This is a genomic window from Kumtagia sp. (assembly GCF_059502445.1).
The window spans coordinates 1-14,069 of the sequence record NZ_JCACER010000106.1; the positions used below are offsets into that span (position 1 = coordinate 1).

Annotated in this window: 26 protein-coding genes; all 26 read left to right on the forward strand. The window is 64.7% G+C overall.

All coding sequences use genetic code 11. From position 1 onward, the window contains the following. Positions 1–116: 116 nt before the first annotated feature. The gene (gene rpsJ, locus AC5JDC_RS27625; protein WP_007066362.1) at positions 117–425 is read left to right on the forward strand and encodes a 30S ribosomal protein S10; all 309 of its coding nucleotides are present in this window, start codon (positions 117–119) and stop codon (positions 423–425) included. 62 nt (positions 426–487) lie between these two features. Further along, a complete protein-coding gene (gene rplC, locus AC5JDC_RS27630; RefSeq protein ID WP_495846534.1) occupies positions 488–1,207 on the forward strand; it encodes a 50S ribosomal protein L3 in 720 nt (239 codons plus the stop codon). Continuing rightward, entirely contained in the window at positions 1,207–1,827 is a 621-nt protein-coding gene (gene rplD / locus AC5JDC_RS27635; RefSeq protein WP_106772005.1) for a 50S ribosomal protein L4, read from the forward strand. The genes rplC and rplD overlap by 1 nt, the downstream gene beginning before the upstream one ends. After that, entirely contained in the window at positions 1,824–2,117 is a 294-nt protein-coding gene (locus AC5JDC_RS27640; protein WP_106772004.1) for a 50S ribosomal protein L23, read from the forward strand. Before rplD ends, AC5JDC_RS27640 begins: the two co-directional genes overlap by 4 nt. Before the next feature lie 19 nt (positions 2,118–2,136). After that, positions 2,137–2,970, forward strand: coding sequence for a 50S ribosomal protein L2 (rplB, locus tag AC5JDC_RS27645; protein ID WP_495846536.1), 834 nt, complete (start codon positions 2,137–2,139; stop codon positions 2,968–2,970). A gap of 16 nt (positions 2,971–2,986) precedes the next feature. Further along, positions 2,987–3,265 carry a 30S ribosomal protein S19 gene (gene rpsS / locus AC5JDC_RS27650; protein WP_106772002.1) on the forward strand — a complete coding sequence of 93 codons (279 nt, stop codon included), beginning with the start codon at positions 2,987–2,989 and terminating at the stop codon, positions 3,263–3,265. A gap of 1 nt (position 3,266) precedes the next feature. Then, on the forward strand, positions 3,267–3,653 hold the full coding sequence (rplV, locus tag AC5JDC_RS27655; protein ID WP_106772001.1) for a 50S ribosomal protein L22: 387 nt from the start codon (positions 3,267–3,269) through the stop codon (positions 3,651–3,653). Continuing rightward, on the forward strand, positions 3,653–4,384 hold the full coding sequence (gene rpsC, locus AC5JDC_RS27660; protein WP_106772000.1) for a 30S ribosomal protein S3: 732 nt from the start codon (positions 3,653–3,655) through the stop codon (positions 4,382–4,384). The genes rplV and rpsC overlap by 1 nt, the downstream gene beginning before the upstream one ends. Positions 4,385–4,410: 26 nt before the next feature. Then, a complete protein-coding gene (gene rplP, locus AC5JDC_RS27665; protein WP_106771999.1) occupies positions 4,411–4,824 on the forward strand; it encodes a 50S ribosomal protein L16 in 414 nt (137 codons plus the stop codon). Positions 4,825–4,838: 14 nt separating this feature from the next. Beyond that, positions 4,839–5,036: a 50S ribosomal protein L29 gene (gene rpmC / locus AC5JDC_RS27670; protein ID WP_106771998.1), complete on the forward strand. Its 198-nt coding sequence runs from the start codon at positions 4,839–4,841 to the stop codon at positions 5,034–5,036. Positions 5,037–5,047: 11 nt separating this feature from the next. Next, complete coding sequence (gene rpsQ, locus AC5JDC_RS27675; protein ID WP_106771997.1) at positions 5,048–5,293, forward strand: 30S ribosomal protein S17; 246 nt, start codon at positions 5,048–5,050, stop codon at positions 5,291–5,293. 63 nt (positions 5,294–5,356) lie between these two features. Continuing rightward, positions 5,357–5,725 (forward strand): 50S ribosomal protein L14, encoded by a 369-nt coding sequence (gene rplN, locus AC5JDC_RS27680; protein ID WP_006205457.1) that lies wholly within the window; start codon positions 5,357–5,359, stop codon positions 5,723–5,725. A gap of 12 nt (positions 5,726–5,737) precedes the next feature. Next, a complete protein-coding gene (gene rplX, locus AC5JDC_RS27685; RefSeq protein ID WP_106771996.1) occupies positions 5,738–6,049 on the forward strand; it encodes a 50S ribosomal protein L24 in 312 nt (103 codons plus the stop codon). Beyond that, complete coding sequence (gene rplE, locus AC5JDC_RS27690; protein ID WP_106771995.1) at positions 6,042–6,599, forward strand: 50S ribosomal protein L5; 558 nt, start codon at positions 6,042–6,044, stop codon at positions 6,597–6,599. Before rplX ends, rplE begins: the two co-directional genes overlap by 8 nt. Before the next feature lie 27 nt (positions 6,600–6,626). Then, positions 6,627–6,932 (forward strand): 30S ribosomal protein S14, encoded by a 306-nt coding sequence (gene rpsN, locus AC5JDC_RS27695; RefSeq protein ID WP_106771994.1) that lies wholly within the window; start codon positions 6,627–6,629, stop codon positions 6,930–6,932. A 12-nt stretch (positions 6,933–6,944) separates the two neighbouring features. Then, a complete protein-coding gene (gene rpsH / locus AC5JDC_RS27700) occupies positions 6,945–7,343 on the forward strand; it encodes a 30S ribosomal protein S8 (RefSeq protein WP_106771993.1) in 399 nt (132 codons plus the stop codon). A gap of 100 nt (positions 7,344–7,443) precedes the next feature. Further along, positions 7,444–7,977: a 50S ribosomal protein L6 gene (gene rplF, locus AC5JDC_RS27705; protein WP_495846543.1), complete on the forward strand. Its 534-nt coding sequence runs from the start codon at positions 7,444–7,446 to the stop codon at positions 7,975–7,977. Positions 7,978–8,170: 193 nt separating this feature from the next. Beyond that, positions 8,171–8,530, forward strand: a complete 360-nt coding sequence (rplR, locus tag AC5JDC_RS27710; RefSeq protein ID WP_495846545.1) for a 50S ribosomal protein L18 — start codon at positions 8,171–8,173, stop codon at positions 8,528–8,530. Between the two features lie 173 nt (positions 8,531–8,703). Further along, positions 8,704–9,267, forward strand: coding sequence for a 30S ribosomal protein S5 (gene rpsE / locus AC5JDC_RS27715; protein WP_106771990.1), 564 nt, complete (start codon positions 8,704–8,706; stop codon positions 9,265–9,267). Between the two features lie 24 nt (positions 9,268–9,291). After that, positions 9,292–9,489 (forward strand): 50S ribosomal protein L30, encoded by a 198-nt coding sequence (gene rpmD / locus AC5JDC_RS27720; protein ID WP_106771989.1) that lies wholly within the window; start codon positions 9,292–9,294, stop codon positions 9,487–9,489. A 22-nt stretch (positions 9,490–9,511) separates the two neighbouring features. Continuing rightward, positions 9,512–10,009 carry a 50S ribosomal protein L15 gene (rplO, locus tag AC5JDC_RS27725; RefSeq protein WP_495846548.1) on the forward strand — a complete coding sequence of 166 codons (498 nt, stop codon included), beginning with the start codon at positions 9,512–9,514 and terminating at the stop codon, positions 10,007–10,009. A gap of 129 nt (positions 10,010–10,138) precedes the next feature. Then, entirely contained in the window at positions 10,139–11,479 is a 1,341-nt protein-coding gene (gene secY, locus AC5JDC_RS27730; protein ID WP_106771987.1) for a preprotein translocase subunit SecY, read from the forward strand. Beyond that, positions 11,476–12,069: an adenylate kinase gene (locus tag AC5JDC_RS27735; RefSeq protein WP_495846550.1), complete on the forward strand. Its 594-nt coding sequence runs from the start codon at positions 11,476–11,478 to the stop codon at positions 12,067–12,069. Before secY ends, AC5JDC_RS27735 begins: the two co-directional genes overlap by 4 nt. A gap of 182 nt (positions 12,070–12,251) precedes the next feature. Then, positions 12,252–12,620 carry a 30S ribosomal protein S13 gene (gene rpsM / locus AC5JDC_RS27740; RefSeq protein ID WP_106771984.1) on the forward strand — a complete coding sequence of 123 codons (369 nt, stop codon included), beginning with the start codon at positions 12,252–12,254 and terminating at the stop codon, positions 12,618–12,620. A gap of 134 nt (positions 12,621–12,754) precedes the next feature. Further along, a complete protein-coding gene (gene rpsK / locus AC5JDC_RS27745) occupies positions 12,755–13,144 on the forward strand; it encodes a 30S ribosomal protein S11 (RefSeq protein ID WP_106771983.1) in 390 nt (129 codons plus the stop codon). A 103-nt stretch (positions 13,145–13,247) separates the two neighbouring features. Further along, a partial coding sequence (locus AC5JDC_RS27750; RefSeq protein ID WP_495846553.1) for a DNA-directed RNA polymerase subunit alpha occupies positions 13,248–14,069 on the forward strand: 822 nt, incomplete at its 3' end.

The following is a 14,069-nucleotide window of genomic DNA, read 5'->3' on the forward strand; positions in this document are numbered from 1 at the left end:
GCGAGGGCGGCCGCACCGTCGGTGCCGGCGTCGTCGTGTCGATCACTGAATAAGAAGCAACCGATCTGTCGCGGGCGGGAATTCGCCCGCGCCGCGCCAGAACAAGGAATTGACGCATGAACGGCCAAAATATCCGTATCCGCCTCAAAGCGTTCGACCATCGGGTGCTTGACGCCTCGACGCGCGAGATCGTGTCCACCGCCAAGCGCACCGGCGCCAACGTCCGCGGGCCGATCCCGCTGCCGACGCGGATCGAGAAGTTCACGGTCAACCGCTCGCCGCACATCGACAAGAAGAGCCGCGAGCAGTTCGAGATGCGCACGCACAAGCGGCTTCTCGACATCGTTGACCCGACCCCGCAGACGGTCGACGCGCTGATGAAGCTCGATCTGGCCGCCGGCGTCGACGTCGAAATCAAGCTCTGAGAGCTGGACCATGAGCCGGCCGGAGTGAAATCCGAAAGGCTCCTCTGAAGGAAATCGAACCGATGCGTTCAGGTGTAATCGCACAGAAGTTGGGAATGACCCGCGTCTACAACGACGCCGGCGAGCATGTCCCGGTTACCGTTCTCCGCATGGAGAGCTGCCAGGTCGTGGCGCAGCGCACGAAGGAGAAGAACGGCTACACCGCCGTCCAGCTCGGCGTTGGCCTGGCCAAGGTCAAGAACACCTCGAAGGCGTTGCGCGGCCATTTCGCCGGCGCTTCCGTCGAGCCGAAGGCGAAGCTCGCCGAGTTCCGCGTCTCCGACGACAACTTGCTCGATGTCGGCGCCGAGATCACGGTCGACCATTTCGTCCCGGGCCAGAAGGTGGACGTCACCGGCACCTCGACCGGCAAGGGTTTTCAGGGCGTCATCAAGCGCCACAATTTCGGCGGCGGCCGTGCCACCCACGGCAACTCGGTGTCGCACCGCACGCATGGCTCGACTGGTCAGCGCCAGGACCCCGGCAAGGTGTTCAAGGGCAAGAAGATGGCCGGCCATATGGGCGCGACCCGCGTCACCACGCAGAACGTCGAGGTCGTCTCGACCGATGCGGATCGCGGCCTGATCCTGATCCGCGGCGCGGTTCCGGGCACCAAGGGCGCCTGGATACTGGTGCGCGATGCCGTCAAGGTGGCGCTGCCGGACAATGCGCCGAAGCCGGCCGGCCTGCGCGCAGCGGCTGCGGCCAAGACCGAAGCTCCGGCCACTGAGGGTGCGGAATAATGGACATCAAGATTTCAACACTCGGCGGCAAGGACGCCGGCAAGGTCGAGCTTTCGGACGCGATCTTCGGTCTCGATCCGCGCGAGGACATCCTGCAGCGCGTCGTGCGCTGGCAGCTCGCCAAGAAGCAGCAGGGCACGCATCAGGCGAAGGGCCGCGCGGACATCGCCCGCACCGGCGCCAAGATGTACAAGCAGAAGGGCACGGGCCGCGCCCGTCACTCCTCGGCTCGCGCTCCGCAGTTCCGCGGCGGCGGCAAGGCGCACGGCCCGGTGGCGCGCAGCCACGAGCACGATTTGCCGAAGAAGGTGCGCGCCCTCGGCCTGAAGCATGCGCTGTCGGCCAAGGCGAAGAGCGCTTCGATCATCGTCGTCGACGAGCTGACGCTGGCCGAGGCCAAGACCAAGGCGCTGGTCGCGAATTTCGCGGCGCTCGGCCTGAAGAACGCGCTGGTGATCGGCGGGGCTGAGCTCGACGTGAACTTCAAGCGCGCCGCCGCCAACATTCCGAACATCGACGTGCTGCCGATCCAGGGCATCAACGTCTACGACATTCTTCGCCGCGGCACGCTGGTCCTTTCGAAGGCCGCCGTCGAGGCCCTCGAGGAGCGCTTCAAATGACGGATCTTCGCCACTACGACGTGATCGTCAGCCCGGTGATCACGGAAAAGTCGACGACCGCTTCCGAGCACAACCAGGTCGTCTTCAACGTCGCCAAGAAGGCGACGAAGCCGGAAATCAAGGCCGCCGTCGAGGCGCTGTTCAGCGTCAAGGTGACGGGCGTGAACACGCTCGTCCGCAAGGGCAAGGTGAAGCGGTTCCGCGGGACGATCGGCCGGCAGGGCGACGTGAAGAAGGCGGTGGTCACGCTGGCCGACGGCCAGTCGATCGACGTCGCCACGGGTCTCTGAGGGGCGCGAGGACAGAACAATGGCACTCAAGAATTACAAGCCCGTAACGCCGAGCCTGCGCCAGCTGGTCATCGTCGACCGCTCGGCGCTCTACAAGGGCAAGCCGGTGAAGGGCCTGACCGAAGGGCTGAAGTCCTCGGGCGGCCGCAATAATCACGGCCGCGTGACCGCCCGCTTCATCGGTGGCGGCCACAAGCGCGCCTACCGCATTATCGACTTCAAGCGCCGCAAGTTCGACATGTCGGCGACGGTCGAGCGGCTGGAGTACGATCCGAACCGCAGCGCCTTCATCGCGCTGATCAGGTACGAGGACGGCGAGCTCAACTATATCCTGGCGCCGCAGCGTCTCGCAGCCGGCGACAAGATCGTCTCGGGCGAGGCGGTCGACGTGAAGCCGGGCAATGCGATGCCGCTGTCGGCCATGCCGGTCGGCACGATCGTTCACAATGTCGAGCTGAAGCCCGGCAAGGGCGGCCAGGTCGCCCGTTCGGCCGGCTCCTACGCCCAGCTCGTCGGCCGTGACCAGGGCATGGCGATCCTGCGCCTCAACTCGGGCGAGCAGCGCGTCGTGCACGGCTCGTGCTTCGCCACCGTCGGTGCGGTCTCCAATCCTGACCACGCCAACATCAACGACGGCAAGGCCGGCCGCTCGCGCTGGCGCGGCAAGCGCCCGCACAACCGCGGCGTCACCATGAACCCCGTCGATCACCCGCACGGCGGCGGCGAAGGCCGCACCTCGGGCGGCCGCCATCCGGTGACCCCGTGGGGCAAGCCGACCAAGGGCAAGAAGACGCGGTCGAACAAGTCGACCGACAAGTTCATCGTGCGTTCGCGCCATCAGCGCAAGAGCTAAGAAGAGGTAACGCGAAGTGACCCGTTCAGTCTGGAAAGGTCCGTTCGTCGACGGCTTTCTTCTCAAGAAGGCGGACAAGGTGCGCGATGGCGGCCGCAACGAGGTGATCAAGATGTGGAGCCGCCGCTCCACCATCCTGCCGCAGTTCGTCGGCCTCACCTTTGGCGTCTACAACGGCCAGAAGCACATTCCGGTCAACGTGTCGGAAGACATGGTCGGCCACAAGTTCGGCGAGTTCGCTCCGACCCGGACCTATTACGGTCACGGCGCGGACAAGAAGGCGAAGAGGAAGTAACATGGGCAAGGCCAAAGCTCCGCGCAGGCTTGCTGACAACGAGGCGCGTGCGGTCCTCCGCACCATCCGTATCAGCCCGCAGAAGCTGAACCTGGTTGCCGCGCTCATTCGCGGCAAGAAGGTGCAGTCCGCGCTTTCGGATCTCGAATTCTCGCGCAAGCGCATTGCCGGCACCGTCAAGAAGACGCTGGAGTCGGCGATCGCCAACGCGGAGAACAACCACGACCTCGACGTCGACGCGCTGATCGTGGCCGAGGCCTATGTCGGCAAGTCGATCGTCATGAAGCGCTTCCATGCCCGTGGCCGCGGCCGCGCCAGCCGCATCGAGAAGCCGTTCTCGCACCTGACCATCGTGGTGCGTGAAGTGGAAGAGAAGGAAGCCGCCTGATGGGTCAGAAAATCAATCCGATCGGCCTTCGCCTCGGCATCAACCGCACCTGGGATTCGCGCTGGTACGCGAACACCGGCGAGTACGGTAAGCTGCTGCACGAGGACATCAAGATCCGCGAGTACCTGAAGAGCGAGCTCAAGCAGGCCGCGATCTCCAAGGTCGTGATCGAGCGTCCGCACAAGAAGTGCCGCGTCACCATCCATGCGGCGCGTCCGGGCCTGATCATCGGCAAGAAGGGCGCCGACATCGAGAAGCTGCGCAAGAAGCTGACCGAGATGACGAAGTCCGAGACGCATTTGAACATCGTCGAGGTGCGCAAGCCGGAGATCGACGCGACCCTGGTCGCCCAGTCGATCGCCCAGCAGCTCGAGCGCCGCATCGCCTTCCGCCGCGCCATGAAGCGCGCCGTGCAGTCGGCCATGCGTCTCGGCGCCGAGGGCATCCGCATCAACTGCGCGGGCCGTCTCGGCGGCGCCGAGATCGCGCGCATGGAATGGTACCGCGAGGGCCGCGTGCCGCTGCACACGCTGCGCGCCGACGTCGATTACGGCACCGCCGAGGCGCAGACCGCCTACGGCACCTGCGGCGTCAAGGTGTGGGTATTCAAGGGCGAGATCCTCGAGCACGACCCGATGGCCTCCGAGCGCCGGGCGAGCGAGACCGATCACAGCCATGCGGGCGAGCGCAGCGAGCGGGCCGAGCGCGGCCGGCGGCGCGAGAACGCCTGAGAGCATAGGAATCTGGAGTAAGAACGATGCTGCAGCCAAAGCGCACAAAGTTCCGCAAGCAGTTCAAAGGCCGCATCCACGGCGTCGCCAAGGGCGGCACCAACCTGGACTTCGGCGGTTTCGGGCTGAAGGCGCTTGAGCCGAACCGCGTCACCGCGCGCGAGATCGAGGCGGCCCGCCGCGCGATCACCCGCGAGATGAAGCGTGCCGGGCGTGTCTGGATCCGGGTGTTCCCGGACGTTCCGGTGACCTCGAAGCCGACCGAGGTGCGCATGGGCAAGGGCAAGGGCGCGGTCGACTACTGGGCCTGCCGCGTCAAGCCCGGCCGCATCATGTTCGAGATCGACGGCGTGCCGGAAGAGACGGCGCGCGAGGCGCTGCGCCTCGGCGCCGCCAAGCTGTCGGTCAAGACGCGCTTCGTGCAGCGCATCGCGGAATAGGAAAGGGCTGGGACATGAAGGCTAGCGAAATCAGGGCGAAGACCCCCGACCAGCTCGACGACGACCTGGCGGCGCTGAAGAAGGAGCAGTTCAACCTGCGCTTCCAGAAGGCGACCGGCCAGCTCGAGAAGACTGCTCGGGTCAAGCAGGTCCGCAAGGACATTGCCCGCATCAAGACCATTGCCGCCCAACAAGCGGCTAAGAAGGCTTAAGGACGAAGAAAATGCCGAAGCGCATCCTGCAGGGCGTCGTCGTCAGCGACAAGAACGAGAAGACCGTGGTGGTCAAGGTCGAGCGCCGCTTCACCCATCCGGTGATGAAGAAGACCGTGCGTCTGTCGAAGAAGTACAAGGCGCATGACGAGAACAACGCCCACAAGGTCGGCGACACCGTGTTCATCCAGGAGTCGAAGCCGATCTCGAAGGACAAGCGCTGGGTCGTCGTGACCGAGGCGCAGGCCTCGCAGTAACAAGAATTTGGACAAGCCGGGGAGGGCGCTGCTCATCCCCAGACATGAAGAAGGCGGCCAGTCATGATTCAGATGCAAACAAACCTCGACGTCGCGGATAATTCCGGCGCACGTCGTGTCATGTGCATCAAGGTGCTGGGCGGCTCGAAGCGGAAATACGCCTCCGTCGGCGACATCATCGTGGTGTCGATCAAGGAAGCCATCCCGCGCGGCCGCGTGAAGAAGGGCGATGTGATGAAGGCGGTCGTGGTGCGCACCGCCAAGGACATCCGTCGCCCGGACGGCAGCGTGATCCGTTTCGACAAGAACGCGGCGGTTCTCGTCGACAACAAGAAAGAGCCGATCGGCACGCGTATCTTCGGGCCGGTTCCGCGCGAGCTTCGCGCCAAGAACCACATGAAGATCATCTCGCTCGCGCCCGAAGTTCTGTAAGGAGCCGGAAAAATGCAGAATATCCGCAAGGGCGACAAGGTCGTCGTGCTCGCCGGCAAGGACAAGGGCCGCTCCGGCGAGGTGCTGTCCGTCCAGCCGAAGGACGACACGGCGATCGTGCGCGGCATCAACATCGTGGTGCGCCACCAGCGTCAGTCGCAGTCCCAGCAGGGCGGGCTGATCCGCAAGGAGGCGCCCATCCATCTGTCCAATATCGCGCTGGCCGACCCGAAGGACGGCAAGCCCACCCGCGTCGGCTTCAGAACAGAAGGCGACAAGAAGGTGCGCTTCGCGAAGCGCTCGGGAGAAACGATCAATGGCTAAGGCAGCAATTCAGCCACGCCTTAAGAAGGTCTACGAAGAGACCATCCGCAAGGCGCTGCTCGAGCAGTTCAAGTACGACAACGAGATGGAGATCCCCCGTCTCGACAAGATCGTGCTGAACATGGGCGTCGGCGAGGCGACGGGCGATTCCAAGAAGCCGTCGGTGGCCGCCGCCGACCTGGCGCTGATCGCCGGCCAGAAGGCGATCGTCACCCATGCGCGCAAGTCGATCGCCTCCTTCAAGGTGCGCGAGAAGATGCCGATCGGCGCCAAGGTGACGCTGCGCAAGGAACGCATGTACGAGTTCCTCGACCGCCTGGTGAATATCGCGCTGCCGCGCGTGCGCGACTTCCGCGGCCTCAACCCGAAGAGCTTCGACGGGCGTGGCAACTATGCCATGGGCATCAAGGAGCACATCGTGTTCCCCGAGATCAACTACGACAAGGTCGACCAGATCTGGGGAATGGACATCATCGTTTGTACGACCGCCAAGACGGATGACGAAGCCCGGGCGCTGCTCAAGGCCTTCAACTTCCCGTTCCGGCAGTAACGGCAGCGAGAAAAGGAAAGATCTGAAATGGCAAAGACCAGCTCAGTCGAGAAGAACAACCGGCGCCGCAGGCTCGTGGAGCAGAAGGCAGCCAAGCGCAAGGCGCTGAAGGCGGTCATCATGAGCAAGGACCTGCCGATCGAGGAGCGCTTCCGCGCGCAGCTCAAGCTCGCCGCGATGCCGCGCAATTCCGCCAAGGTGCGCATCCGCAACCGCTGCGAGGTGACGGGACGTCCGCGCGCCTATTATCGCAAGCTGAAGATGTCGCGTATCGCGCTGCGCGAACTGGGCTCGCTGGGCGCCGTTCCGGGCCTGGTCAAGTCGAGCTGGTAAGGAGGGCATGACATGTCACTGAACGATCCCCTCGGCGATATGCTGACCCGCATCCGCAACGCCTACGGCCGCAAGAAGACCAAGGTGTCGACCCCGGCCTCGCGTCTGCGCACCCGCGTGCTTGAGGTTCTGAAGACGGAAGGTTACATCCGCGACTTCAGCCAGACCGATTTCGACAACGGCAAGTCCGAGATCGAGATCGAGCTGAAATATTTCGACGGCGTGCCGGTCATCCGCGAGATCGCCCGCGTGTCCAAGCCGGGCCGCCGCGTCTACGTCTCGGTCAAGTCGATTCCGTCGGTCGCCAACGGGCTGGGGATCTCGATCCTCTCCACGCCGAAGGGCGTGATGGCCGACCACGAGGCGCGCGAGCAGAACGTCGGCGGCGAGATTCTCTGCAAGGTGTTCTAAGGGTGAATCGTGAATGGTGAATAGCGAGCGGTTGGTGGTCGTCTACCCTTCACCATTCCTCCCTTCACCATTCACCGGATAGGAAAGAGGAGACAACCAGATGTCTCGTATTGGCAAGAAGCCGGTGAAGGTGCCGGCCGGCGTGACCGCTTCGGTCGACGGCCAGATCGTCACCGCGAAAGGTCCGAAGGGCGAGCTGAAGTTCGTCGTCAACGACGAGGTGCTGGTCAAGATGGAGGACGGCGAGATCGCCGTCGAGCCGCGCGACCAGACCAAGACCGCCCGCTCCAAGTGGGGCATGTCGCGCACCCAGATCGTCAACATCCTGGACGGCGTGACCAAGGGCTTCGAGAAGAAGCTCGAGATCAACGGCGTCGGCTATCGCGCCGCCATGCAGGGCAAGAACCTGCAATTGGCGCTTGGCTTCAGCCACGACGTCGTCTACGAGGCGCCGCAGGGTATCACGCTCGCCGTGCCGAAGCCGACCGAGATCGTCGTGTCGGGCATCGACAAGCAGGCGGTCGGCCAGGCTGCCGCCGAGATCCGCGAGTATCGTGGTCCCGAGCCCTACAAGGGCAAGGGCGTGAAGTATGCCGGAGAGCGGATCGTCCGCAAGGAAGGCAAGAAGAAGTAAGACTGTGAATGGTGAATGGTGAATGGTGAAATGGAAGTAGGGTAGGTCCGAGCGACTGCATCGCAGCGGATCGTGCCATTCACCATTTCACCATTCACCATTCACCGAAGCAACGCCACGGAGGGCGGCCGCGGGAAGCGCCTATCGGCTTACCGCACAGGGCCGCCACCGTCTTACAAGGCAGGAGCAGACCATGGCCGTCAAGGCAGCAACGCAAAAGCGCGCGCAGCGCATCCGCCGTCAGATCAGGAAGGTCGCCGGCGATCGGCCGCGCCTGTCCGTGCATCGCTCGTCGAAGCATATCTACGCGCAGATCATCGACGACGGGAAGGGCCAGACGCTGGCAGCCGCCTCGACGCTCGAGAAGGATCTGAAAGGCTCGCTCAAGACGGGCGCCGACATCGCCGCCGCGACCGCCATCGGCAAGCTGATCGCCGAGCGGGCCGGCAAGGCCGGCGTCCAGGAGGTCGTGTTCGACCGCGGCGCCTACATCTATCACGGCCGCGTCAAGGCGCTGGCCGAAGCCGCGCGCGAGGGCGGCCTGAGCTTCTAAGTGAATGGTGAATGGTGAATGGTGAAATGGCAGTCTGGTAGGAGCGGCTTTCAAAGCCTTGATACCATTCACCATTTTTCCATTCACCATTCACCGAAGTGAATCCACCGCGCACCGGCACAGCCGGGCGCATCACAGCAACCCGTGCTTCCGGAAAAGAACAAGGACAGGACATGGCACAGGAACGTAGGGAAGGTCGCCGCGAGCGCGACCGCGACGAGCGCGACAGCGAATTCGTCGACAAGCTCGTCCACATCAACCGCGTCGCCAAGGTGGTGAAGGGCGGCCGTCGCTTCGGTTTCGCCGCGCTCGTCGTGGTCGGCGACCAGAAGGGCCGCGTCGGCTTCGGCCACGGCAAGGCGCGCGAGGTGCCGGAGGCGATCCGCAAGGCCACCGAGGCCGCCAAGCGCGACCTGATCTTCGTGCCGCTGCGCTCCGGTCGCACCCTGCACCACGACGTGGCGGGCCGCCACGGAGCGGGCAAGGTTCTCCTGCGCGCCGCCAAGCCCGGCACCGGCATCATCGCCGGCGGCCCGATGCGCGCCGTGTTCGAGACGCTCGGCATGCACGATGTCGTCGCCAAGTCGATGGGTTCGTCGAACCCCTACAACATGGTGCGCGCCACCTTCGACGCCCTGAAGAACCAGGTGCACCCGAAGGACGTCGCCGCCCAGCGCGGCATCAAGTATTCGACCCTCCAGGCTCGCCGCGGCAACGCGGTCGCCGCGGAAGAATAGTCGCGGGCGCTGAGGAGTACGACCATGGCAAAGAAAGCGACCAAGACCATCACGGTCGAGCAGATCGGCAGCCCGATCCGCCGTCCGAAGGAACAGCGGGCAACGCTCGTCGGCCTCGGCCTGAACAAGATGCACAAGCAGCGCACGCTGGAGGATACGCCGGCGGTGCGCGGCATGATCGCGACCGTGCAGCACCTCGTCCGCGTCGTCGACGAGAAGTAAGCCGCGCGCCAGGAGAAAGACGATGAAACTGAACGAACTGCGTGACAAGGAAGGCGCGACGCACTCGCGCAAGCGCCTCGGCCGCGGCATCGGCTCCGGCTCCGGCAAGACTGCCGGCCGCGGCGTGAAGGGCCAGAAGGCGCGCTCCGGCGTCGCCATCAACGGCTTCGAGGGTGGCCAGATGCCGCTCTATCGCCGTCTGCCCAAGCGTGGCTTCAAGAACCCGTTCTCGAAGAGCTTCAACGCCGTGTCGCTGGGCCGCATCCAGACGGCCGTCGACGCCGGCAAGCTCGACGCGAAGGAGGTCGTGACGGCCGAAGCGCTGATCAAGGCCGGCGTCATCCGCCGTCCGCTGGACGGCGTGCGCGTGCTGTCGGACGGCGAATTGAAGGCGAAGCTCTCCTTCGACGTGGCCGGCGCCTCCAAGGCGGCCGTCGAGAAGATCGAAAAGGCCGGCGGCTCGGTGAAGCTTCCCGAGCCGGTCGTGCCGGTCAAGAAGATGGTCAAAAAGACCAAGTGACCCTTCGTCGCAAGCGGCCGACGGCATAGTCGGCCGCTTGCAACTTCGACGCCCGGCGCCTATTTCGGAGCTTCGTCGACTCGTGGCGCCGCTGCGGCCATCCCAGCGTGACGAAGCGGAGAATACTTTATGGCATCGGCCGCCGAGCAACTAGCCTCCAACCTGAATTTCGCGGCCTTCGCAAAGGCCGAGGACCTGAAGAAGCGCATCTGGTTCACCCTGGGCGCGCTGCTGGTCTACCGCCTCGGCACCTACATCCCGCTTCCCGGCATCAATCCCGACGCCTTCGCCCAGGCCTTTACGCAGCAGAGCCGGGGCGTGCTCGGCGTCTTCAACATGTTCGCGGGCGGCGCGGTCGAGCGCATGGCGATCTTCGCGCTCGGCATCATGCCCTACATCTCCGCCTCCATCATCATGCAGCTTATGACGTCGGTCGTGCCGTCGCTCGAAGCGCTGAAGAAGGAAGGCGAGCAGGGCCGCAAGATCATCAACCAGTACACCCGCTACGGCACCGTGCTTCTGGCGCTCGTGCAGGCCTACGGCATCGCCGTCGGACTGGAGAGCGGCAGCGGCATCGTCACCGATCCGGGCTGGTTCTTCCGCATCTCCGCCGTCATCACGCTGGTCGGCGGCACCATGTTCCTGATGTGGCTGGGCGAGCAGATCACGGCGCGCGGCATCGGCAACGGCATCTCGCTGATCATCTTCGCCGGCATCGTCGCCGGCCTGCCCAGCGCCATCAGCGGCACGCTGGAGCTGGGGCGCACCGGCGCGCTGTCGACCGGCCTCATCCTGGCGATCATCGTGCTGGCGATCGTGGTGATCGCCGTCATCGTCTTCTTCGAGCGTGCCCAGCGGCGCCTGCTGATCCAGTATCCGAAGCGGCAGGTCGGCAACCGCATGTTCCAGGGCGACACCTCGCACCTGCCGCTGAAGCTCAACACCGCCGGCGTCATCCCGCCGATCTTCGCCTCGTCGCTGCTGCTCCTGCCGGCGACCGTCGCGGGTTTCACCAATACGGCGGAACTGCCGGCCTGGGCGGGCGGCATCCTGGCGACGCTCGGCCATGGCCAGCCACTCTACATGGCGCTCTATGCGGCGATGATCGCCTTCTTCGCCTTCTTCTACACGGCGATCGTCTTCAACCCGAAGGACACCGCGGACCAGCTGAAGAAGCATTCCGGCTTCATCCCCGGCTATCGGCCGGGCGAGCGCACGGCGGAATACATCGACTACGTGCTGACGCGCATCACGGTCGTCGGCGCGATCTACCTGGTGGTCATCTGCCTGATGCCCGAGTTCCTGATCTCGGCGACCGGCGTGCCCTTCTATCTCGGCGGCACCTCGCTGCTGATCGTAGTGAGCGTGACGCTCGACACGGTGGCGCAGATCCAGGGTCACCTGATCGCCCACCAGTATGAAGGTCTGATCAAGAAGTCCAAGCTGCGTGGGGGGAAGAGAGGCAAATGAGGCTGATTCTGCTCGGACCGCCCGGAGCGGGCAAGGGGACGCAGGCGCAGCGGCTGGTCGAGAAGCATGGCATCCCGCAGCTTTCCACCGGCGACATGCTGCGCGCCGCCGTCAAGGCCGGCACAGAGGTCGGCAAGCGCGCCAAGGCGGTGATGGATTCCGGCCAGCTCGTCTCCGACGAGATCGTCAACCAGATCGTGTCCGAGCGCATCGACGAGCCGGACTGCCGCAAAGGCTTCATCCTCGACGGCTTTCCGCGCACGGTGCCGCAGGCAGAGGCCCTGACCAGCATGCTGGCCGAGAAGGGCCAGAAGCTCGACGCGGTGATCGAGCTCAAGGTCGACGAATCGGCGCTGCTGAAGCGTATGGAAAAGCGTGTCGCCGACACCCTGGCGGCGGGCGGCCAGATCCGCGCCGACGACAATCCGGAATCGTTCAAGAAGCGCCTCGACGAGTACCGTCAGAAGACGGCGCCGCTGTCGGCCTATTATGCCGGCACCGGGGAATTGCGCACGATCGACGGCATGGCGGACATGGATGCGGTGACCGCCGAGATCGAGGACTTGCTGAAGGCGAGCGTCAACGGCTGATCGGCTGTTGACAATGCCGCCATTCTGGACTATGGCGGCCCGTCTCCCATCAAGGAACGAGGCGTCCGGGTCCTTTCGGACCCTTTTGTCGCTTGAGAAGGAACACCCGCATGGGCCGGCCTCCACCGGACGCGGGTCAATCGGAGCGCCGGCTTTTGCCGGCCCACATGGAGTGAGAGAATATGGCCCGTATAGCCGGCGTCAACATACCGACCAATAAGCGCGTCGTGATCGCGCTGCAGTACATTCACGGGATCGGCAAGAAGTTCGCCCAGGAGATCGTCGACAAGGTCGGCATCCCGGCGGAGCGCCGCGTCAACCAGCTCACCGACGCCGAGGTGCTGGCGATCCGCGAGGCGATCGACCGCGACTACCGCGTCGAGGGCGACCTGCGCCGCGAAGTGTCGATGAACATCAAGCGGCTGATGGACCTCGGCTGCTACCGCGGCCTGCGCCACCGCCGCTCGCTGCCGGTGCGCGGCCAGCGCACGCACACCAACGCCCGCACCCGCAAGGGCCCGGCGAAGGCGATTGCTGGTAAGAAGAAGTAATTGGTGAATAGTGAATGGTGAATGGTGAATGGACGATAGCGGCAGAATGCCGACCGACCATTCACCATTTTCCCATTCACCCTGGTGTAGCCGCTGGCATTACGGCGGCGTCGAGATCGACTGAAAGGACTGACATGGCCAAGGAAGCCGGGCGCGTAAAGCGTCGCGAACGCAAGAACATCTCGTCGGGCGTCGCCCACGTGAACTCGACCTTCAACAACACGATGATCACCATCACCGACGCTCAGGGCAATGCGATCGCCTGGTCGTCGGCCGGTGCCCAGGGCTTCAAGGGCTCGCGCAAGTCGACGCCGTTCGCCGCCCAGATGGCCGCGGAAGACGTCGCCAAGAAGGCGCAGGAACACGGCATGCGCACCCTCGAGGTCGAGGTCTGCGGTCCCGGCTCCGGCCGTGAGTCGGCGCTGCGCGCCCTGCAGGCCGGCGGCTTCACGATCACCTCGATCCGTGACGTCACGCCGATCCCGCACAATGGCTGCCGCCCGCGCAAGAAGCGTCGCGTCTGATCTTTAGGCTTAACCGCCGCGCAAGCGCCATCAGGCGCCTGCGCGGCATTTCCAGATCGCCCGTCACGATTGGATGGTGGCGGGGTATCGGAAGGACCGTAAAATGATCCAGAAAAACTGGCAGGAACTGATCAAGCCTAACAAGATCGAGTTTTCCTCGAAGGGCAAGACGCTGACCACGCTCATAGCCGAGCCGCTGGAGCGCGGCTTCGGCCTGACGCTCGGCAACGCGCTGCGCCGCGTGCTCCTGTCCTCGCTGCGTGGTGCGGCCGTCACCTCCGTGCAGATCGACGGCGTGCTGCATGAGTTCTCGTCCATCGCCGGCGTGCGCGAGGACGTGACCGACATCGTGCTCAACATCAAGGAAATCGCCATCAAGATGGAAGGCGACGGGCCGAAGCGCATGGTCGTGCGCAAGCAGGGCCCGGGCGCCGTGCTCGCCGGCGACATCCAGACGGTCGGCGACGTCGAGATCCTCAATCCCGACCACGTGATCTGCACCCTCGACGAGGGCGCCGAGATCCGCATGGAGTTCACCGTCGACACCGGCAAGGGCTATGTGCCGGCCGAGCGTAACCGCGCCGAGGATGCGCCGATCGGGCTGATCCCGGTCGACAGCCTCTATTCGCCGGTCAAGAAGGTCTCTTACAAGGTCGAGAACACCCGCGAGGGCCAGGTGCTCGACTACGACAAGCTGACCATGACCATCGAGACCAACGGCTCGGTCACCGGCGAGGACGCCGTCGCCTTCGCGGCGCGCATCCTGCAGGACCAGCTCGGCCTCTTCGTCAACTTCGAGGAGCCGCAGAAGGAGACCGCTGCCGAGGCCGTCACCGAGCTCGCCTTCAACCCGGCGCTGCTCAAGAAGGTCGACGAGCTCGAACTGTCGGTGCGTTCGGCCAACTGCCTGAAGAACGACAACATC